At 75.2% G+C, this 18,733-nt stretch carries 20 protein-coding genes and 1 pseudogene; 8 read left to right on the top strand and 13 right to left on the bottom strand.

What is annotated here, in order from left to right; genetic code table 11:
- Nucleotides 1-93, bottom strand: a pseudogene (locus AB0B76_RS57175) (endonuclease NucS domain-containing protein); the annotation flags it as partial.
- On the opposite strand from AB0B76_RS57175, the gene AB0B76_RS57170 reads away from it, so the two are divergent.
- Nucleotides 50-766, top strand: coding sequence for a helix-turn-helix transcriptional regulator (locus AB0B76_RS57170; protein ID WP_360394320.1), 717 nt, complete (start codon nucleotides 50-52; stop codon nucleotides 764-766). The pseudogene AB0B76_RS57175 and the gene AB0B76_RS57170 sit on opposite strands and share 44 nt — an antisense overlap.
- Here AB0B76_RS57170 and AB0B76_RS57165 read toward each other — a convergent pair.
- Nucleotides 761-1,219, bottom strand: coding sequence for a hypothetical protein (locus tag AB0B76_RS57165; protein ID WP_360394318.1), 459 nt, complete (start codon nucleotides 1,217-1,219; stop codon nucleotides 761-763). The two genes, AB0B76_RS57170 and AB0B76_RS57165, sit on opposite strands and share 6 nt — an antisense overlap.
- Nucleotides 1,212-1,985, bottom strand: coding sequence for a metalloregulator ArsR/SmtB family transcription factor (locus AB0B76_RS57160; RefSeq protein WP_360394315.1), 774 nt, complete (start codon nucleotides 1,983-1,985; stop codon nucleotides 1,212-1,214). The genes AB0B76_RS57165 and AB0B76_RS57160 overlap by 8 nt, the downstream gene beginning before the upstream one ends.
- Nucleotides 1,986-2,068: 83 nt before the next feature.
- On the opposite strand from AB0B76_RS57160, the gene AB0B76_RS57155 reads away from it, so the two are divergent.
- The gene (locus AB0B76_RS57155) at nucleotides 2,069-2,590 is read left to right on the top strand and encodes a PadR family transcriptional regulator (RefSeq protein ID WP_360394312.1); all 522 of its coding nucleotides are present in this window, start codon (nucleotides 2,069-2,071) and stop codon (nucleotides 2,588-2,590) included.
- Nucleotides 2,587-3,951 (top strand): DHA2 family efflux MFS transporter permease subunit, encoded by a 1,365-nt coding sequence (locus AB0B76_RS57150; RefSeq protein ID WP_360394309.1) that lies wholly within the window; start codon nucleotides 2,587-2,589, stop codon nucleotides 3,949-3,951. The genes AB0B76_RS57155 and AB0B76_RS57150 overlap by 4 nt, the downstream gene beginning before the upstream one ends.
- Here the strand turns inward: AB0B76_RS57150 and AB0B76_RS57145 are convergent.
- From AB0B76_RS57145 to AB0B76_RS57130, 4 genes are read right to left on the bottom strand one after another with little or no spacing between them, the layout of a single operon-like run.
- On the bottom strand, nucleotides 3,933-6,146 hold the full coding sequence (locus AB0B76_RS57145; RefSeq protein WP_360394307.1) for a DUF4132 domain-containing protein: 2,214 nt from the start codon (nucleotides 6,144-6,146) through the stop codon (nucleotides 3,933-3,935). The two genes, AB0B76_RS57150 and AB0B76_RS57145, sit on opposite strands and share 19 nt — an antisense overlap.
- A 10-nt stretch (nucleotides 6,147-6,156) precedes the next feature.
- Nucleotides 6,157-6,813 carry a hypothetical protein gene (locus tag AB0B76_RS57140; protein WP_360394304.1) on the bottom strand — a complete coding sequence of 219 codons (657 nt, stop codon included), beginning with the start codon at nucleotides 6,811-6,813 and terminating at the stop codon, nucleotides 6,157-6,159.
- A 26-nt stretch (nucleotides 6,814-6,839) separates the two neighbouring features.
- A complete protein-coding gene (locus AB0B76_RS57135) occupies nucleotides 6,840-9,203 on the bottom strand; it encodes an FtsX-like permease family protein (RefSeq protein ID WP_360394302.1) in 2,364 nt (787 codons plus the stop codon).
- Complete coding sequence (locus AB0B76_RS57130) at nucleotides 9,200-9,886, bottom strand: ABC transporter ATP-binding protein (protein WP_360394299.1); 687 nt, start codon at nucleotides 9,884-9,886, stop codon at nucleotides 9,200-9,202. The genes AB0B76_RS57135 and AB0B76_RS57130 overlap by 4 nt, the downstream gene beginning before the upstream one ends.
- Nucleotides 9,887-10,038: 152 nt before the next feature.
- Here AB0B76_RS57130 and AB0B76_RS57125 point away from each other — a divergent pair, with 152 nt between their 5' ends.
- Nucleotides 10,039-11,376 (top strand): sensor histidine kinase, encoded by a 1,338-nt coding sequence (locus tag AB0B76_RS57125; RefSeq protein WP_360394297.1) that lies wholly within the window; start codon nucleotides 10,039-10,041, stop codon nucleotides 11,374-11,376.
- Nucleotides 11,373-12,059 (top strand): response regulator transcription factor, encoded by a 687-nt coding sequence (locus AB0B76_RS57120; RefSeq protein WP_360394294.1) that lies wholly within the window; start codon nucleotides 11,373-11,375, stop codon nucleotides 12,057-12,059. The genes AB0B76_RS57125 and AB0B76_RS57120 overlap by 4 nt, the downstream gene beginning before the upstream one ends.
- On the opposite strand, the gene AB0B76_RS57115 is transcribed toward AB0B76_RS57120, so the two are convergent.
- Complete coding sequence (locus AB0B76_RS57115) at nucleotides 12,025-12,783, bottom strand: arylamine N-acetyltransferase (protein ID WP_360394291.1); 759 nt, start codon at nucleotides 12,781-12,783, stop codon at nucleotides 12,025-12,027. The genes AB0B76_RS57120 and AB0B76_RS57115 overlap by 35 nt on opposite strands.
- 170 nt (nucleotides 12,784-12,953) lie before the next feature.
- Here AB0B76_RS57115 and AB0B76_RS57110 point away from each other — a divergent pair, with 170 nt between their 5' ends.
- Nucleotides 12,954-13,754, top strand: coding sequence for an alpha/beta hydrolase (locus tag AB0B76_RS57110; protein WP_360394288.1), 801 nt, complete (start codon nucleotides 12,954-12,956; stop codon nucleotides 13,752-13,754).
- Here AB0B76_RS57110 and AB0B76_RS57105 read toward each other — a convergent pair.
- From AB0B76_RS57105 to AB0B76_RS57095, 3 genes are read right to left on the bottom strand one after another with little or no spacing between them, the layout of a single operon-like run.
- On the bottom strand, nucleotides 13,743-14,372 hold the full coding sequence (locus AB0B76_RS57105; RefSeq protein ID WP_360394285.1) for a response regulator transcription factor: 630 nt from the start codon (nucleotides 14,370-14,372) through the stop codon (nucleotides 13,743-13,745). The two genes, AB0B76_RS57110 and AB0B76_RS57105, sit on opposite strands and share 12 nt — an antisense overlap.
- Entirely contained in the window at nucleotides 14,369-15,379 is a 1,011-nt protein-coding gene (locus AB0B76_RS57100) for a sensor histidine kinase (RefSeq protein WP_360394283.1), read from the bottom strand. Before AB0B76_RS57100 ends, AB0B76_RS57105 begins: the two co-directional genes overlap by 4 nt.
- A 4-nt stretch (nucleotides 15,380-15,383) precedes the next feature.
- On the bottom strand, nucleotides 15,384-15,950 hold the full coding sequence (locus AB0B76_RS57095; protein ID WP_360394280.1) for a hypothetical protein: 567 nt from the start codon (nucleotides 15,948-15,950) through the stop codon (nucleotides 15,384-15,386).
- A 93-nt stretch (nucleotides 15,951-16,043) separates the two neighbouring features.
- Between AB0B76_RS57095 and AB0B76_RS57090 the strand changes: the two genes are divergently transcribed.
- Nucleotides 16,044-16,442: a VOC family protein gene (locus tag AB0B76_RS57090; protein ID WP_360394277.1), complete on the top strand. Its 399-nt coding sequence runs from the start codon at nucleotides 16,044-16,046 to the stop codon at nucleotides 16,440-16,442.
- A gap of 4 nt (nucleotides 16,443-16,446) precedes the next feature.
- On the opposite strand, the gene AB0B76_RS57085 is transcribed toward AB0B76_RS57090, so the two are convergent.
- Complete coding sequence (locus AB0B76_RS57085; protein WP_360394274.1) at nucleotides 16,447-16,851, bottom strand: VOC family protein; 405 nt, start codon at nucleotides 16,849-16,851, stop codon at nucleotides 16,447-16,449.
- A 10-nt stretch (nucleotides 16,852-16,861) separates the two neighbouring features.
- Complete coding sequence (locus AB0B76_RS57080; protein ID WP_360394272.1) at nucleotides 16,862-17,848, bottom strand: LacI family DNA-binding transcriptional regulator; 987 nt, start codon at nucleotides 17,846-17,848, stop codon at nucleotides 16,862-16,864.
- 184 nt (nucleotides 17,849-18,032) lie between these two features.
- Between AB0B76_RS57080 and AB0B76_RS57075 the strand changes: the two genes are divergently transcribed.
- Nucleotides 18,033-18,733: extracellular solute-binding protein (locus AB0B76_RS57075; RefSeq protein ID WP_360394270.1), on the top strand; the 701-nt coding region annotated here is incomplete at its 3' end.

The following is an 18,733-nucleotide window of genomic DNA, read 5'->3' as shown; positions in this document are numbered from 1 at the left end:
CGCGCCCTCGCCGTTGCGGCAGAGCAGGTCGACGGGGCCGATCGCGGTCATGTACTCGCGGCGGACCAGCGTGAACCCCGCCCCCAGCGTCTGCGCCGGGGCCCGGCCGGACTCGTCCCGGCCGGGCGTGGAGCACCTCCACGGCCTCGACGAGGTCCAGACCCGCCTGGAGCGGCTGGCCGCCCACGCCCGCGCGGAGTGCCTGTCGTTCAGGCCAGGCGGCGGGCAGTCCCGGGCGAGCCTCGCCGCCAGCCGCGTGCTCGACGACGCGGCGCTGCGCCGCGGGGTCACGCTGCGCACGATGTACGAGTCGTCCGCGCACCAGGACCCGCCGACCACCGAGTACGCCCGCTGGCTCGTGAGCGCCGGCAGCGCGGTGCGCACCGCGCCGACCCTGCCGACCCGCATGGTGCTGGTGGACCGGCAGGTCGCGCTGCTGCCACTGGAGCCGGGCGACACCCGCCGCGGGGCCGTGCAGCTGGCCGGGGCAGGCGTGATCGCCGCCCTGGTCGCGCTGTTCGAGCTGGCCTGGACGGCGGCGGCGCCGTTCGCGGCCGGCCCCGAGGCGGACGCGCACGGCCTGAACGAGCAGCAGCGCCAGCTCCTGCGGATGCTCGGCGAGGGCCTCACCGACGAGACGACGGCCAAGGCCCTGGGGGTCTCGGCGCGCACGGCCCGCCGCATGGTGGCCGAGCTGATGGAGCGCCTCGGCGCCCGCAGCCGCTTCGAGGCCGGCCTGAAGGCGGCCCAGCGCGGCTGGTTATAGCAGCTGTTTCGCGTGCCCCGGCAGCTCCACGTCCGTGAGACCGGCGAGGATGTCGGCGACCGTCAGCGGCGCGTCGACCAGGCAGGCTCCGTTGGACAGCAGCAGCGCCGGCACCGGCGTGGCCAGCTCGGCCGGGCTCAGCGCCGCCGCGAGCAGGCCCAGCGCCTCGCCCTGCGCGCGGATGCGCCCGCGCAGCCCGTCGAGGCCGCCGGCGAGCCCGGCGATGCGGTCGAGGGTCCACGCGTCCTGGGCGAGGCGGTTGTCGTACGTCGAGATCGCCCCCGACCCCACCGCGTTCACGGCCGCGACGGTCGCCGCGGTGACCAGGCTGACGTGGGCGAGGATCCGCCCGGCGCCCCACTCGCCGGGCGGCGGCGGCCCGGGGCTCGGGACGACGTCGAGCAGCGCGGCGTAGGCGCCGCGCATCGGGGCCGGGTCGAAGGTCTCAGGCATGCGCGTGGCCCATCTCCCACGGTGCCTGGGGCAGCACCTCGCCGGTCTCCAGCAGCGACTTGAGGTTGGCCAGCACCGCCGGCCAGCCCTGCGAGATGCCGCGGTACATGTCGAGGTTCGCCAGCCGCTCGTGGGTGACGGTGAGCCGGACGATGTCCTGGTGCGGCTCGACGAGGAAGGTGACGGTCGAGGGCTTGCGGTCCTCCTCCGGCGAGTCCTCGAAGGTGATGACGAGCCGGGCCGGCGGCTCGGCCTCGAGCACCGTGCCGACGACGTCGGCCGTGCCGGAGCCGTCGGTGCGCCGGTGCTCCCACGGCGAGCCGGGCTGCCAGTCGGAGACGTTGGCGTGGCCCCAGTACCGCGCGGTCAGGTCGGCGTCGGTGAGGGCCCGCCACACCTGCTCGGCGGTGGCGTGGATGTAGGTGACGTACACGTACGTGGGCACGGTCGTCATGGCGTACTCCTGTTCTGCCTGGTGCCGGATCGCGCTGAGCGCGGCCAGGCGGGGCTGGTCGAAGCCGGAGATCCAGCGCTGCTCGATGTCGTGGATAGGCGCCGGATTCAGGTAGTGCAGGCGCTCCCGCCCCCGCCGCACGACGGTGACGAGGCCGGCCCGCACGAGGATGTCGATGTGCTGGGTCGCCGACTGGCGGGCCATGTCGAGGTGCTCGCACAGCTCCCGGAGGGTCTGCCCGTTGCGCTCGCGGAGCCGGTCGAGCACCGAGCGGCGGGTCTCGTCGGCGAGCGCCTTGAACACGAGCTCCATGGCTCCATTATGCAGGTGTTTGCCTGCCAATTGTCAAACGCCGCGCTTGCCCGTCCAGTTGTACCTATGTCAGACTGGACGGCGTGTACCTGGACATCGTGATCCTCAGCCACCTGCAGCGCGGGCCCGTGCACGGCTACGAGCTGAAGCGCAACGTGTCCGCGACGACGGCGTACGCGCTGCACAACAACACGCTCTACCCGGCGCTGCGCCGCTTCGAGGAGGCCGGCGCGGTCGTCAAGACCGCCGAGCAGCAGGAGGGCCGGCCGCCGCGGCACGTCTACGAGCTGACCGACCTCGGCCGCGAGCTGCTGCACGACATGCTCGCCGACCTGCCCGCCGAGCAGGCCGGCGACGAGCCGGAGTTCCTCACCCGGCTCGGGCAGTTCGAGCACCTGACCCCGGACGAGCGCCGCCGCGTCCTCGCGGCCCGGGCCTCGGCGCTGCGGGACCAGGCCGCGCACATGCGCCAGCTCGCCGAGAAGACCGAGCGCAGCCCGCGCAACCACCACTGGGGCGGCCTCGTGGTGGCCGAGCTCGCCGGCCGCGTCGAGCGGGAGCTGGCCTGGGTCGCGCGCCTGGAGGCCATGGTGGAGCAGCCGTGAAGCTCAGCGGCCTGATGCAGCTCGGCCTGCTCGCCGGGCCGCTGCTCACGATGGTCGACTCGTCGATCGTCAACGTGGCGGTGCCCGACATCGCCGCCGAGCTGCACACCGGCCTCGCCGACACACAGTGGGTGGTCAGCGGCTACCTGCTGGCCCTCGCCGCCGGCCTCGCGGCCACGTCGTACCTGGCCCGCCGCTTCGGCACCATGCGCGTCTACGCCCTCGCCATGGCCGGCTTCGTCGCCGCGTCCGGGCTGTGCGCGGCCGCGCCGGGCGTCGCCGCGCTGGTCGGGGCGCGGGCGTTGCAGGGCCTCACCGGCGCCCCGCTGGTTCCCCTGGCCATGAGCGTCCTGCTCGGCCGGGGCGCCGCCCGCCGCATCCCGCTCGCGGCGGGCCTGCTGTTCTTCCTGGCCCCCGCGATCGGCCCGTCGGTCGGCGGCCTGCTCATCGCGGCCGGCGGCTGGCGCTGGATCTTCCTCGTCAACCTGCCCGTCGGCGTGATCGCCCTGCTGGGCGTCCGCCGCCTCCCGGCCGACGCCGCCGCGCCCGCCGACGGCCGCGCCCGCCCCGACCCGATCGGCCTGGCCCTGCTCGCGACCGGCCTGGTCGCCGCGCTCTACGGCGCCGGCCGCGCCACCACGGCGGGCTGGTCGGCCGCCCCCGCCGCCGTGCCGCTGTTCGCGGGCGTCCTGCTCCTGCTGTTGTACGTCCTGTGGGCCCGCCGCGCCGAGCAGCCCGCGGTCGACCTCACGCTGCTGCGCCACCGCCGGTCCGCCCTGGCCCTCGGCCTGAGCGTGCTGTCCTCGGTGGTCGCGTTCGCCGCGGTCTTCCTGCTGCCCGTCTTCACCGAGTCCGTCCAGCACCACACCGCCCTGGCCACCGGGGTCGCGCTGCTCCCGCAGGGCCTCATCACCGGCGTCGGCACCGCGGCCGGGCAGCGGCTGGCCGAGCGCTACGGCGTGCGCCCCCTGGTCTGCGCCGGGTTCCTCCTGCTCGCGGTGGCCAGCGCCGGCCTGCTGCTCATCACCGCGGCCACGCCCCTGTGGGCGACGGCGCTGATCCTGTCCGGCCGCGCGGCCGCGATCGGCTTCGGCATCACCCCGTTGCTGTCGGTGATGCTGGAGCCGCTGCCGGACGAGCGGATGGCCGACGGCAACACCCTGTTCAACATCGCCCAGCGCCTCGGCGGGTCCATCGGCGTCGGCGTGCTCGGCTCGCTGCTCGCCGCGCGGGCGGCGAGCGTCGGCCCGATCGCCGGCTTCCACGAGATCGGCCTGATCCTCACCGTGCTCGCCCTGGCCGCGGCCGGGCTCGCGCTGCCCCTGCCCCGCCGGGTCGCGGCTCAGCCGTCGGTCGCGTAGAGCTCCACCAGCCGCTCCGACAGCGCCACCGGGTCGCAGTCGCCCAGCGGGATGCGCCGCGCGCCCTGCCAGTGGTCCGACCACTCGTCGTCGACCCAGATCTCGGCGATCCGCTGCTCGCCGGTCGTGCCGGCGGCCGACGTCGGCAGCCCCGGGTCGAGCTCGACCAGCAGCGTCAGCCCGCCGGGCAGGCCGCGCGCCAGCTGGGTGTGCCGATGGGTCTTGTGCTCGTAGCCGTTGCCCCGCCACCGCCCGGCCAGCAGGCCCGCGACCCGCTCCGCCGCCAGCGGCCGGCGCCCCGGCACGCTGGTCGCCGCGCGCTCCGCCGCGCCCAGCGCCACGGCCGGCCGGTTCAGCTGCGGGAACGGCTGCATGATCTCGTAGTCGGCGAAGAGGTGGGCCCAGGCGTCCCGGTCCTCGCCGAGCTCCGCCGGGTGCGCGAGGCCGAGCTCCGCGCCCCCGTCGACGTCCGCGGTGACGTCGTCGAGGTCGGCGAAGCTGCCATCCTCGGCGATCCGCAGCGCCCGGACCAGGCGCCGCCCCGGACCGTACTCGCCCCAGAGCAGCCGCCGGGCGATCGGGCCCAGGATCGGGTGCGGCAGCAGCACGGCCGCGACGTCGCGGGCCGGCCGGAGCCGGCGTTCGAGCATCTCCCGTTCCAGGCGCGCCACCTGGGCCGCGGCGGTTGCCCGCACGTCCTTGCGCAGCTGCAGGAACCGCTGGTACGCGGCCGGGTCGGCGTCCTTCACGCCCGGCTTGGGCGGCCGCGCCAGCCGGCGCCCGTCCGCGCCCACGGCGAACAGTGCGAGGTGGTCGTCGGCGACCACGGTGAACGTGCGCCGCCCGTAGTCGAGCGTGATCCCGGTGTCCAGCCCGTGCGTGACCGCCAGCCGGTCGGCCAGCTGGGTCCGGTTGAGGCCGCGGCGGGCGGCGGCCTGATCGAGGTACACCCCGGCCCGCTCGTTCATCGAGCCGCCCGACATGCCGGACTCGATCGCGAGCAGGTGCCGCAGCGCCACGTCGGTGCCCACCGTGGCCAGCACCGCGTGCCCGTCGATGGCGCGGACGTACCGGCTCTGCCTGGGCCACGACCGCACCAGCGGCGCCAGCTCGTCCATCGTGGCGTCGTCGCCGAGGTGGGCCTGCGCCAGCAGTGCCCACGCGTCCGACGCCGGCAGGCCGGCCTCGAGCCACGCCCGCAGCAGCGCCCGCCCGAATTCGGCCACGCCGGCCGGGTCGCCGCCCGCGATCAGCCGCTCCAGCTCCGGCCCGGCCGGCGCCACCGGCGGCTGCGCGGCCGCCGACCCCTCGACGACCAGGGGCACGGCGAGGCCGGGCGGGTCCGGGTCGCCGGGCGCCGGCTCCGGCGGCTCCGCCAGGCGCGACCAGGTCAGCGCGTCGACCAGCCGGGCGACCTCCTCCGGCGGCAGCGGCGGGCCCGCGGCCGAGCGGAGCTCCGGCAGCCGCTCCGGGCGCGCCCACGCCGGGGGCTTCCCGGCCCGGGTCGGCCGCCGCGCCTCCGCGGACCCCGGGGGGAGCAGCGTGAACAGGTCATCGCCCGGTGGCGCCGCCGCGGACCCGGCGGGCAGCAGCGCCGCGACCGCGGCCGGTGCGGCCGCCCCGAGCTCGTCGGCGATCTTGAACACGAGCGGCGCGTGCCCGGCCGCGGCCAGGTGGCGCAGCGCGTCCTCGGCCTGCTGCCGGGCCCGTCCGGGGCGCCCGGCCGCGGCCGGGATCAGCGCCCACGCCGCCGCCTCCGGGTGCCGCTGCAGCCACAGGCGGGCCCACTGCCGCGCCGAGCCGAGGTGCCGCAGCCACCCCGCGACCAGCGGGGCCGGCTCCGGTCCCCGGAACGGCAGCACCAGCACGCCGAGCCGGTCCGCGCTGCCACCGGCCTCGCTGAGGGCGAGCGCGAGCGCATCCAGCTCGAACCGCGCGACCGCGACCCGGCCCAGGTCGATCCGCTGCCGGCTGCGCAGCTGCGGCGGGTCCGCGATCAGCGCGCGGGCCGAGGCGTCGGGCCCCTTCGCGATGAGCCACGACACCTGCGGCAGGGTCAGGCTGTTGAGCGTGTTGGCGCCGGTCGCCGCCCGGTCCCAGTCGGGCTCCTCCAGCCCGTGCTCGAGCGCCCCGGCCCGCGACCACCACGCCTCCCGCTCCCCGTCCAGCCACGCCATGACGGTGGGCTCCGGCAACGTCCTCCCCCTAGCGGTCGGGGCCGAGGCGGGCGGCCAGCTTGTGCAGGTAGGCCTCGACCTGGGCCCGGTCGTAGCCGCGCACGACGACCAGCAGCTCCGGGTGCTCGAGGGCGGCCCGCACCTCGGCGCGCTCGGCCGGGTCGCCGGACAGCAGCGCGTCCTTGGCCCGGCGGACCAGGTTGTCGATGCGGCCGGGATCGTAGCCGCGCAGGACCGTGAGGAACGCGGGGTCGGCGCCGCGGCGGGCGATGCGGTTGTCGAAGCGGTCGCCGGCGTGCCGCTGCAGGGCCGCCACGATCTCGGCCTGGGACTGCTTGACGTCCTGGAGCTTGAGCACGACCCGGTCGCCGGGCTGCAGGATCAGGTGCGGGCCGGACATCGCGGGCGGGACCGGCTCGTCGAGGACCACGCGCTCGATCGCGGACCACGCGACGAGGCCGTCGCGGGTGGTGGTGACGCCGTCCGGGCCGATGGTGAAGCGGAACGGGCGCAGCTCGTCGCGCACCATGACCGCGCTCACGACCAGCCCGAAGACGCCGCCGGCGGCCAGGATCAGCCGGCCGGCGCCGTTGTCGCTGCCCCAGGCGCAGGCCAGGGCAGCGACGGCGAACACGGCGACGAGGAGAGCAAGGCCGAACGAGCGGCGTCTGCGCTGCAACTCCATGCCGGCCAACCTACTAGACCGGGTGTTTACTCGGTGCGCAGCGCCCGCGCGGTGCTGGTGCGGGCCGCCCAGCCCGCCGGCAGCAGGGCCCCGGCCAGGGCGATGACGAGGCCGCCGAACGCCAGCGGGACGAGGACCTTCAGGGAGTACACCTCGATGATGTGCGCCGGGAAGCGCGTCCCGGCCGCGTGGGCCATCTGCGGCAGGACCCAGTCGTGCAGCGCGATCCCGAGCGGCACGCCGACGAGGCCGGCCACGAGGCCGAGGCCCGCGACGGACGTGAGGACCATCGCCACGGTCTGCCGCGGCGCCATCCCGAGCGCCTTGAACACGCCCAGCTCGTGCACGCGCTCGCGGGTGTCGAGCACCACGGTGTTGAGCACGCCGAGGCCGGCCACGGCGACGAGCATCAGGGTGAGCGTCCCGGCGAGGGTGTCGATGACGACGACGGTCTGGCTGATCTCGCCGACGTTGATCTCGGCGTGGCCCTTGTCGCCCAGGGCCTGGTTGAGCTGCGCGGTGTACTGCTGCAGGTTCGTGCCGTCCTTGAGCAGGATCTCGAACTGCTTGCCGCCGCGGTCGCCGTCGAGCTCCAGGCCGGCCAGCGAGCGCGCGTCGGTGATCACCCGGCGGCCGTCGGAGCTGAGGTCGAGCGCCTCCCCGACGATCGTGACCTTCGCCGACTTGCCGTTGCTGGTCACGGTCAGCGTGTCGCCGATCTTCACCCCGGCCGCGTCGAGCATCGCGCTGGGCACGACCGCCTCGCCGGGGGCCGAGAACCAGCGGCCCTCGATCATCTCGTAGCTGGCCCAGGAGGAGTCGCCGTCGAACGCGAGTACCTCGCTCACGCCGGTCAGCCCGGCCACCGTGACCTCGCCGTACTGCTCGGAGAAGTACTTGTCGGTGCCCGGCTGCGCCTTGATCGCCGCCTCGACCGCGGCCTCGTCCGCCTTGGCGGAGTCATGCTGCTCGCCGGGCCCGCGCGGGCCGCCGACGCCCGCCTCGACGTCGCCGGCGGTGCGCTTGTTCATCGCGGCCTGCACCGCGTCGACGGACATCGCCAGGCCCAGGCCGAACGTGACGCCGAGCGCGCCCAACGCGACCGCGGCGGCGATCGTCGCCGAGCGGCCGGGGCGGGTGAAGGGGTTGGCCAGGCCCAGGCTCACCGACCGGGGCAGCGACAAGCGGCCCAGCACCTGGCGGGCGGCCCGGCCGCGGCCCAGCGACGGCGTCCGCCCGACGGCGAGGGCGTCCACGGTGCGCAGCCGCCCGGCCCGCAGCGCCGGCACGAACGCGGTGAGCGCGACCGCGGCCAGGGCCGCGAGCGGTACGACGATCGACACCCACCAGTCCAGCGCGTTGACGCCGGTGCCGAACGCCTGGCCCTCGTCGTTGAGGATCGGCACGGCCGCGAGGTTGCCCAGGCCGGCCCCGAGGATCGCCCCGATGACGGCCGGGATCAGCGCCTGCATGACGTAGGCGCGGGCGACCTGGGCCGGGCTGTAGCCGAGGGCCTTGAGGATGCCGATGCGCCGGGTGGCCGAGCCGACCGCGCCGCTGACCACGATGCCGATGATGAGCACCGACATGACCAGGCCGAGCACCCCGAACGCGATGACGAACGGGGCGAAGGTGGCGGCGATCCGCTCGGTGTCGCTCTTCACCGACAGGTAGGAGGTGCTGCCCTGCAGCGCGCCGGCCGGCACCGTGGCCGCGACCGCGTCCTTGCCGGCGTTGAGGTCGGCCTCGGTGGCGGCCTTGCTGAAGCGGTACACCATCTGGAAGCCGCCCCTGCCCTCCGGCGTCATGGCCGTGACGGTCGCCGGCAGCACCCACGCCGTGCCGGTCCGGCCGACCGAGCGGGCCAGGCCGACAACGGTCAGCGTCGGCTTGCCCGGCGCGCCGTCGAAGCGCAGCTTGTCGCCGACCTCGAACGGCCCGTCGCCACCGGACCAGACGATCTCGTCCTTGGCGGTGGCGTAGCGGCCGGCGGTCAGCTCGAGCCGGTCGAGGCCGGTGCCCGCGTCGGGGCGCCCGACGAGCGTGGTCGAGGGCAGCTCGGCGCCCACCGGGATCCCCGCCTTGCTGGAGACGATGATCGGCGCGAGGTCGGCCGTGGGGTACGGCCCGCCGGACTCGGTCACGCCGGCCGCCTGCCGGGTGGCGGCGAGCTGGTCGGCGCTCACCTTGGCCGCGTCGAACTGGGCGGCGAGGTGGGCGCCGTGCTGGCGGTCGAAGGCGCGGCCGAACGGCTCGGAGGAGGCGACGAGCAGCCCGACGGCGAGCACGGACGCGGTCACCGCCAGCAGCGTCGTCAGCGTCATGACGACGGTCTGCACCCGGCGCCGGCCGACGCCCGAGCGAACCACACCACCGAGCCCGGCGCTCATGCCGCCACCCCCGTGGCGAGCCGGCCGTCGACGAGCGAGATGGTGCGGGTCGCGCAGGCCTCGGCCAGCGCCAGGTCGTGGGTGACGAGCAGCAGGGTCTGGCCGTCGCGGTTGAGCTCGGTGAGCAGGTGGCGCACCTCCTGGCCGGAGGCCGTGTCCAGGGCGCCGGTGGGCTCGTCGGCCAGCAGCAGCGGCGGCCGGTTCATCAGCGCCCGGGCGACCGCGACCCGCTGCCGCTCGCCGCCGGAGAGCCGGCCCGGGAAGGCCTTCGCGTGGCGGGCGACGCCGAGGTACTCCAGCAGCTCCTGCCCCCGCTGCAGCGCCTTGGCCCGGGGCGTGCCGGACAGCTGGGCCGGCAGCAGGACGTTGTCGAGCACGGTGAGGTCGTCGAGCAGGTTGAAGAACTGGAAGACCATGCCGATGCGGGTGCGGCGGTACTGCGCCGACTGCGCCTCCGACAGCCGGTCGACCCGCACCCCGTCGACGCTCACCGTGCCGCTCGTCGGCTTGTCCAGCCCCGCGATCAGGTTGAGCAGCGTCGACTTGCCGCTGCCGGAGGGCCCCAGCACCGCGAGGGCCTCCCCGCGCCGCACCCGCAGGCTGAGGCCGGACAGGGCCGCGGTCGCGCCCTCGTACTGCTTGGTCACGTCGTCGAACTCGATGAGCACATCCGATTCGGTCATGCCGAGGACGCTATGGGCGAAACGGGCACGACCACGTCGGCCCCCGTGCGGGTTTGCGCTCGGCCGCACGGCGTACGTCCGCCGGCGTCATCCCTGCGATGTACGCACGGGTCCCGACGCGCGCCCGGCCGGCCGTCGGCGAGACTGGGCGGGTGAGACTCCGGGAACAGCCCGCCCTCGGATGGCGGGCCTTGGTGGCCTGGCTCCGCGTGGAGACGCCCGGGCAGAACCGGCTGACCCCGTGGGCCTGGACCGCCGACATCATCCTCGCGGTCCTGCTCGCGCTCGGCGCGGTCAACGGCGCCGCCGAGCACAACTACTCGGGCCAGGACGGGCCGATGGTCGTCTACGGGCCGTTCGACCGGCCGGTGGGGCCGCCCTTCGCGCCGGAGCCGGGCACCCCGGACGACGGTCGCCAGTTCATTCCGCCGGACCCGGACCGGCCGCTGATGGTGCCCCTGCCGGAGGACGACGAGCCGGCCGGCCCGCTGCTCATCGTCGCCGCGCTCACCGCCCTGCCGCTGGCCACCCGGCGCCGCTACCCGCTGGCGTCGTTCCTCGTCATCGCCCTGTGCGCGTTCCGGGTGTACCGCATGGACGCCGACCCGACGTGGACCGTCGTCGCGTCCCTGGTCGCCGCCTACAGCGCCCCGATGTACTCCCGGTACCGCAACCTCGCCCTGGCCAGCGTCGTCGTCGCGGCCGCGATCGCCGTGAGCGAGCTGCGCGACGACCTGCCGGACCTGCCGCAGGGCCTGCTGCTGTTCCTGATGTTCTCCTCGGTGGGCCTGGCCGCGAACGCCATCCACAGCTGGCGGGTGCGGGCCCGCACCGCCGAGCGGGAGCAGGCGGTCGCGACCCAGCTGGCCGTCGACCGCGAGCGGGCCCGGCTCGCCCGCGAGCTGCACGACGTCGTCACCCACAACGTGAGCGTGATGGTCGTGCAGGCCGGCGCCGCCCGCAAGGTCATGGACGCGCGGCCGGACCAGGCCAAGGAGGCGCTGCTGGCGGTCGAGGCCGGGGGCCGGGCCGCGCTGACCGAGCTGCGGCAGGCGATCGGGCTGCTCACCGTCGACGCCGACGGCGCCGACCTGGCCCCGCAGCCGGGCCTGGACCAGGTGGAGACGCTCGTCGCCCGGGTGCGCGAGACCGGGGTGCCGGTCACCCTCGCCATCGCCGCCCCCGACGTGCCGCCCGGGATCGGGCTGGCCGCCTACCGCGTGGTGCAGGAGGCGCTGACGAACGCGGTCAAGCACGCGGCGGGCGCCGGGGTCGACATCGTGGTCTCCGCGAACGGCCGGGTGCTGCACATCGACGTCGCCGACACCGGGGGCGAGCCGGCGCCGGGCGCCCGGGGCAGCGGGCGCGGCCTGGCCGGGCTGCGCGAACGCGTGTCGGTCTACGGCGGTACGCTCACCGCCGGCCCGCGTCCGACGGGCGGTTTCCGCCTCGTGGCCGAGATCCCCCTGCCGCCCGAGGAGAACGCTTGACCACGCCGCTGCGGGTCGTCATCGCCGACGACCAGGCCCTGGTGCGCACCGGGTTCCGGATGATCCTCACCGCCGACGGCATCGACGTCGTGGCCGAGGCGGCCAACGGCGCCGAGGCCGTCGAGGCGGTCCGGCGCACGGTGCCGGACGTGGTGCTCATGGACGTACGGATGCCGGAGATGGACGGCCTCGAGGCGACCCGCCGCATCCTCGAGGCCGACTCGGCCACCGCGCCGCGGGTCGTCATCCTCACCACGTTCGACCTGGACCGGTACGTGTACGCGGCCCTGTCCGCCGGGGCGTCCGGGTTCCTGCTCAAGGACGTCAGCCCCGAGCAGCTCGTCGCGTCCGTGCGGCTGGTGCGGGCCGGCGACGCGCTGCTCGCCCCGGCGATCACCCGCCGGCTCATCGAGCGCTACGCGACCCGCGACGCCCGCACCGCCACCCTGCACCGCGACCTGTCGACGCTGACGCCCCGCGAGGTCGAGGTGCTGACCCTGCTGGCCCGCGGGCTGAGCAACGCCGAGCTGGCCGGGAGCCTGTACCTCTCCGACGCCACGGTGAAGACGCACGTCGCCCGGATCCTGTCCAAGCTGCGGCTGCGGGACCGGGCCCAGGCGATCGTGGTCGCCTACGAGACCGGGCTCGTCACGCCGGGAACTTCGGGGCCGGAACCCGGCTGAGGACGATGCCGAAGCCGGTGCGGTACGCCTCCAGCGCCTCGGCCCCGGTGAGCGTGCGCTCCTCGCGCCCGCCGGCGCCGGTCCGGATCAGCCGGTCCTTCGCGAGCGTGAGCCGGCCGCCGTCGTCGGTGAGCCGCGAGCAGGTCAGCGAGCGGGTGAAGTTCGACTCCGGCGACGTCTGGTGGTACCAGCACGTCGGCCCGAAGTCGCCCAGCGCGTAGGGGCGGGGGTCGATGCGGTACTCGGGCCCGTCCGGCCCGGTGACGTCGAGCTCGTCGCCGTGCGGCGCGACGCCGAACACGCCGCCGGGGTCGTCCTGCGGCACGGTGTCGTCCAGCCGCAGCGGGTGGTGCGCGAAGCGGCCGAAGCCGACGTCGACCAGCCACGGCACACCGTCCACCGGCACGCGCAGCACGAGGTGGTCGAACGGGAAGCCGTACCGCTTGCCGTTCCAGGTCCGCGCCGAGTGCAGCGTCACCTCGTAGCCGAGGTCGCGCAGCAGCAGCGCGAACGCGCCGTTGACCTCGTAGCAGAAGCCGCCCCGGCGGCGCCCCACGATCTTGTCGAGCAGGCCCTCGTCGTCGAGCCGGACCGTCTCGCCCAGCCCGATGCTCAGGTTCTCGAACGGTACGGTGCCCAGGTGCGCCCGCTGCAGCGTGCGCAGCGCCGCCAGGTCCGCGCGCGGCGGCCGGGCGGCGCCGATCCTCGTCAGGTAGTCGTCCACAGCTGGGTCAACGCGCGTCGAGCTCCGCGTAGTCCAGGTCGCCCGCGTAGTAGTGGCAGCCGACGTCGATGTACCCGGTGCGGCCGGAGCGGTGCGCCCGTCGACGACGAGCGTGAGCCCCTCGTCGGTGCGGACATTGAGCAGGTTGTGCGACGAGTGATCATTGTTCGGTGGAACGCATCGAACTGCGCCGGGACGACGTCACGCTGTCCTGTCTCGCCGGCGGCCCGGCCGGGGGCCCGCCGGTCCTGCTGCTGCACGGGCTGGCCGGCTCGGCCGAGGAGCTGCGGCCGGCCGCGGCGGCCCTGCTCCCCCGCTGCCGCGTCGTGGTGCCCGACCAGCGCGGCCACGGCCGCAGCACCCGCCGCCCCGCGGACCTGTCCCGGCGCGCCTTCGCGGCCGACGCCGCCGCGGTCATCGGGGAGCTCCTCGGCGGCGGGCCGGTCGCCGTGGCCGGGCAGTCGATGGGCGGGCACACGGCGATGCTGCTGGCCGCGTGGTACCCGCACCTCGTCGACCGCCTCGTGATGCTGGAGGCGGGCGTCGGCGGCGCCGAGCCGGGCGACGACTATCCGGCGCGGCTGGGCCGCTGGTTCGCCGCGTGGCCGGTGCCGTTCGCGGACCGCGACGCGGCGGAGGCCTTCCTCGGCGGTACCGCCACCGCCCGGGCGTGGGCCGCGGACCTCGACGCGACCGGGGACGGCCTCCGGCCGCGGTTCGACGCCGACGTCATGCAGGCGGCGATCGAGCCGGTCGCGGTCGCGGCGCGCTGGGACGAGTGGCGCTCGATCACGGCGCCGACGCTGCTGGTGCGGGGCGCGCGCGGGACGTGCCCGGCGGCCGAGGACGAGCGCATGCGCGAGCTGCGCCCGGACGCCGGCTACGCGGTGATCCGCGACGCGGGCCACGACGCCCACCTCGACCAGCCGGCCGCGTGGCTGGAGCTGCTCCGGAAGGGTCTAGGGCAGTAGGCCGCGGTCCCGGGCGTACACCGCCGCCTGGGTCCGGTCACGCAGGCCGAGGCGGGTCAGGATGCGCGAGACGTGGTTCTTCACGGTGCCCTCGCTGAGGAACATCCGCCCGGCGATCTCGCGGTTCGTGGCGCCCGTGGCCACGAGGCGCAGGATCTCCAGCTCGCGGCCGGTCAGCTCGGCCGGGTCCTCGGCCGGGCGGGCGGCGGCGAGGCGGTGGGCGACGGCGGGGTCGAGCTGGGCGACCCCGCGGTGGACGAGGCGCACGGCGTCGGCGAGCTCGGCCGCGCCGAGGTCCTTGAGCAGGTAGCCGTCCGCGCCGGCCCGCAGCGCGAGCGCGACGTACTGGTCGTCGTCGAACGTGGTGAGCATGACGACGCGGCAGGCCGGGTGGTCGCGGCGCAGGGCCCGGGTCGCCTCCACGCCGTCGAGGCCCGGCATCCGCACGTCCATCAGGACCACGTCGGGCGCCAGGTCGGCCGCGCGCGCGAGGGCCTCCTCGCCGCCGGCGGCGGTGCCGACGACCTCGATGCCGGGCTGGATGCTCAACAGCGAGGCGATGCCGTCGCGCACGAGCTGCTGGTCGTCGACGACGAGCACCCGCACCGCGTCTTTCATGCGGGAATCGTCACCCGGACCCGCACGCCGGGGTCGGCGGGGTCCACGACGACCGTGCCGCCGAGCTGCTCCACCCGTTCGCGCATGCCCCGCAGGCCGAAGCCGATGCCGGGCACCTCGGGCAGTCCGCGGCCGTCGTCGGTGACCGTGAGTCGCGCGGTACCGTCGCGGAAATCGGCGACCACGGACACGGCGCGGGCGTTGCCGTGCCGGCGGGCGTTCGTGAGGGCCTCCTGGGCCGCCCGGTAGACGGCGAGTCGGACCGCCGGGGCGAGCGCCTCCTCGTCGCCGGCGACGTCGACGGTGACGTCGTGGGCGTGCCGCGCGAGGTCGTGCAGCGACGGGGTCGCGTCGCGCAGCGCCCGGACCGAGTCGCGGACCTCGGCCAGGGCCTCCTTCGCCGACCAGCGCGCATCGGCGACGGCCCGCCCGGCCGCGGCCGGGTCGCGGTCGCGGAACGCCTCGGCCTTCTCCAGCTGCACGGCGATCGCGGTCAGGTGGTGCCCGAGGCTGTCGTGGATGTCGCGGGCGAGCCGGTTGCGCTCGCGCTCCGCGGACAGCTCGGCGATCCCGGCCACGGCCCGCTCGAGCTGGGCCCGGGCGTCCATCTCCCCCACCGCCACGGCCGCGGCGGTGAGGGCGAGCGTCAGCCCGACGGCGTACATCACGAGGTCGGACACCTCGCCGCGGCCGGTCAGCGCGTACCCGGCCGCGAGCGCCGCCGCACCGCCGGCCCCGAGCGCGATCGCGGTGCGGCGGCCGACGGTGAAGTACGCGGCGAACGGCACGGTGATGAACAGCGCCGCGGTGAGCCCGCCGGGGTCGAACGGCGCCACGAGCGCGAGCAGCGCCAGGCGGGCGATCAGCCAGCCCCGGTGCCGCCGGTCCAGCGCCTCGACGACGGCCACGCCGAGCACCCCGGCCACGAACCCGGCCGACGGGTGCGCGGCCAGGCCGGCGGCGAGCACGGCCCCGCACAGCACGAAGGGCACCCAGCGGATGGGCATGGCGTCAGGCTACTTGCACGGCGCGCGCCGCCGGGAGCGCGACGAGCGACAGCCAGGTCACGGACGCCCCGGCGACGACGTGGACGAGGCTCGTCCACGGGGTGTCGTCGAGCGGGGCGAGCGCCGCGAGGAGCGTCAGCGCGAGCCCGTACCCGGCGCTGGGCAGCCGCGGGAAGACCCCGGCCCGCAGCAGGGACACGCCGAACAGCAGCGTGCCGAGCACGAACACCCCGGCACAGCCGAGCAGCGCCGGCCCGGTCGGCCCGGCCTTGAGCGCGGCCACGGCGGCCGGGTCGAGGTAGAAGAGCACGACGTTGAGCGCGAACGCGACCCCGGTGAACAGCCCGAGCCCGAGCAGGTGCACGGCGTACGCGGCCGCGCCGAAGCGCCCGGCCTTCTCGCGCTGGTGCAGGTAGAGCGCGGTGGCGGCCGGGGCCGCCAGGGCCGTGCCGAGCCCGAGGACGAGCCCGGTCGCGGCGGTCTCACCGGTGAAGGCCTCGACCGCGCCGGGCAGGGCGATGGTCAGGCCGAGCAGGACGCCACAGGAGGCGCCGAATCGTTGCAGCCACATGCCCGGCGACGCTACGGCCGGTGCCGATGCCGCCGGCAGTGCCGACCGGCCAATACCGCACCGCCACTCGTCACCGCCGATAGCGTGGGTGGCATGCCGCTGAACGCGTACCCCGTCAGAACCTCGATCGCCGTGTCCGACATCCGGCGCGCGGTCGCGTTCTACGAAGGCCGGCTCGGGCTCCAGCACGTGCAGTCCGGCCCCAGCGCCCACATCCCCGACGGCAGCCGGGTCTACGCCTCCGGCGGCGGGCCGGCGCTCAACGTCTACCAGTCGGCCACCGCCGGCCGGACCGCGGCGACGCTCGCCACCTGGTACGTCGACGACCTCGATCACGTCGTCGACGAGCTTGCCGCGGCCGGGGTGGCGATGGTCCGCTACGAGCAGTTCGAGCACGACGCCAAGGGGATCACGGCCCGGGCCGGCGGCGGGCGGATCGCGTGGTTCCAGGACCCGGACGGCAACACCTTCGCGCTCGAGGCTGACGCCTGACGCTCTATGTGAGGTCGGCCGCGGTCATGCCCGCCGGGTGGCCGGGCGGCCACTGGACGAGCTCGATCCGGTAGCCGTCGGGGTCGGTCAGCCAGGCGAGCCGCATGCCCGGTGCCGGGTCCGTCGGCGGCTCGGCCGTCACGCCCCGGCCCGCGAGGCCGGCGATCGTCGCGCCCAGGTCGTCGACCTGGATGACGAGGTGGTTGACGGCACTGATGTCGCGGACGGGCCGCGCGGGGTCGTGGACGAGCTCGAGGCTGACGAACGGGTCGCCCGGCAGCTGCAGCATGGTCAGGCTTCCGAAGGCCGTATCGGGGACGCTCCCGATCACGGCGAAGCCGACCGCGGTGTAGAAGGCGATCGAGCGCTCCAGATCGGTCACCCGCAGGCCGAGGTGCAACATGCGCATGCCCGGCACTCTACGGCTGGTGGGCGGCGACCTCCGTCGAGGCGCGCGGCACCAGGCGGCAGGGCAGGGCGCGCTGGCCGGAGACCGGCTCGCCGTTGATCGCGGCCAGGAGCAGCTCCGCCGCGGTGCGGCCGATGCCCTCCAGGTCCATGTCCACGCTCGTGAGCTGCGGGCGGCAGCCCTCGACCATGACGTCCCAGTTGTCGAAGCCGACCAGGGCCACGTCGCCCGGGATGGTGCGGCCCGCCTCGCGCAGCGCTTCGGCGACGCCGCGGGCGATCTGGTCGCTGCCGCAGAACACGGCGTCGATGTCGGCGCCGGCGGAGAGCAGGATGCCGGCGGCCTGGCGGCCCCAGGCCTCGCTCCACTCGCCGTGCAGGGTCGGCGTGGCCAGGTCGAGGCCGAGCGTCTCCAGGGTCTGCACGGTCGCCTGGGCCCGGACCCGGGCCGAGTGGTGGCGCTCGGGGCCGGTGACGTGCGCGATGCGCCGGCGGCCGATGGCCAGCAGGTGCCGCACTGCGCGGCGGGCGCCGTCGGCCTCGTCCGGTACGACCGAGCAGTCGGCCGGGTTCGCGGAGCTGATGAACGCGTACACGACCGGCACCGCCAGCTCGGCCGCGATCGGCGGGCGGGCCTGGGTGCGACGGCCGGTGACGATGATGCCGTCGACCTTCCGGCTCAGCAGGGTGCGCAGGTAGTACTGCTCCCGGATCGAGTCGTCGCGGGCGTCGCACAGCAGGACCGAGACCTGGCCCGCGCCGAGGGCGTCCTCGGCGCCGATCATGAGCGGGATGCTGAACCGGCCGATACTGTCGGTGGTGATCATGCCGACGGTGTAGGTGCGCCCGGCCTGCAGGCCCCGGGCGGCCGCGTTGGCGACGAAGCCGAGCTGGTCGGCGGCCTGCTGGACGCGCTGGCGGGTCTCGGCGCGCAGCGACCCGCGACCGTTGAGCGCCTTCGACGCCGTCCCGGTCGAGACCCCGGCTAAGGCCGCCACCTCGCTGATCGTGGCCGGCCGGACAACGTTGCTCAGGGGGTCCTCCAGTTGCCGTGGGAGTTTCCGAATTTCCTTGAGGTGTGACTGTAACGGCGCCTTGACACGGGAACAAGCCCCTCCTAGTTTCAAGGCAATCGTTTTCCGAGCTTTCCTCCAACACCCCAAACCCTTTGAGGAAACCGCCATGACAGTGTCCCCCCGGCGCCGGCTGAAGGCCGCGGCCGCCGTCGTCATGTCCGCTTGCCTGGCCGCCGGCTGCTCCACCTCCGGCGGTACCGACGACGCCGCCAGCGGATCGTCCGGCAGCGGCGGCACCTACACGATCTGGGACCCGTATCCGCAGTTCGACGACAGCGCGGACTGGGTCAAACTGCTGCAGAAGTGCGGCACCGACGCCGGCGTGACCGTCAAGCGCACCGGCTACGACACGTCCGACCTGACCAACAAGGCCCTGCTGGCCGCCCAGCAGGGCAACTCCCCCGACGTGCTCATCGTCGACAACCCGGTGGTCTCGACGCTCGCCGACGCCGGCGTGCTCACCACCACCGCGGAGATGAAGGTCGACACCTCCGCGGTCGAGCCCAACCTCCTCGCCGCCGGGCAGTCCGGCGGCAAGACGTACGGCATCCCGATCGGGGCGAACACGCTGGCCCTGTACTACAACAAGGCGGTGCTGACGGCGGCCGGGGTCGATCCGGCCGGGGTGAAGGACTGGGCGTCGTTGACGGCGGCGTTGACGAAGGTGAAGGCGGCGGGGAAGAAGGGCATCACGTTCTCGGCGATCGGGACCGAGGAGGGCAGTTTCCAGTTCCTGCCGTGGTTCTGGGGTTCCGGTGCGAACCTGACGAAGCTCGACTCGGCCGAGGGTGTCTCGGCGTTGCAGTT

It is taken from the genome of Dactylosporangium sp. NPDC049140, from assembly GCF_040648435.1.
The sequence above is the reverse complement of the archived record's forward strand: the minus strand, read 5'-3'. Positions and strand labels throughout refer to the sequence as shown.

Bases quoted from the DNA above. Each gene is read 5' to 3' on its own strand.
- AB0B76_RS57090 (WP_360394277.1), top strand. From the start codon at position 16,044: ATGCCGCTGAACGCGTACCCCGTCAGAACCTCGATCGCCGTGTCCGAC.
- AB0B76_RS57105 (WP_360394285.1), bottom strand. From the start codon at position 14,372: ATGAAAGACGCGGTGCGGGTGCTCGTCGTCGACGACCAGCAGCTCGTG.
- AB0B76_RS57085 (WP_360394274.1), bottom strand. From the start codon at position 16,851: ATGCGCATGTTGCACCTCGGCCTGCGGGTGACCGATCTGGAGCGCTCG.
- AB0B76_RS57135 (WP_360394302.1), bottom strand. From the start codon at position 9,203: ATGAGCGCCGGGCTCGGTGGTGTGGTTCGCTCGGGCGTCGGCCGGCGC.
- AB0B76_RS57095 (WP_360394280.1), bottom strand. From the start codon at position 15,950: ATGTGGCTGCAACGATTCGGCGCCTCCTGTGGCGTCCTGCTCGGCCTG.
- AB0B76_RS57170 (WP_360394320.1), top strand. From the start codon at position 50: ATGTACTCGCGGCGGACCAGCGTGAACCCCGCCCCCAGCGTCTGCGCC.
- AB0B76_RS57100 (WP_360394283.1), bottom strand. From the start codon at position 15,379: ATGCCCATCCGCTGGGTGCCCTTCGTGCTGTGCGGGGCCGTGCTCGCC.
- AB0B76_RS57160 (WP_360394315.1), bottom strand. From the start codon at position 1,985: ATGGAGCTCGTGTTCAAGGCGCTCGCCGACGAGACCCGCCGCTCGGTG.
- AB0B76_RS57130 (WP_360394299.1), bottom strand. From the start codon at position 9,886: ATGACCGAATCGGATGTGCTCATCGAGTTCGACGACGTGACCAAGCAG.
- AB0B76_RS57165 (WP_360394318.1), bottom strand. From the start codon at position 1,219: ATGCCTGAGACCTTCGACCCGGCCCCGATGCGCGGCGCCTACGCCGCG.
- AB0B76_RS57140 (WP_360394304.1), bottom strand. From the start codon at position 6,813: ATGGAGTTGCAGCGCAGACGCCGCTCGTTCGGCCTTGCTCTCCTCGTC.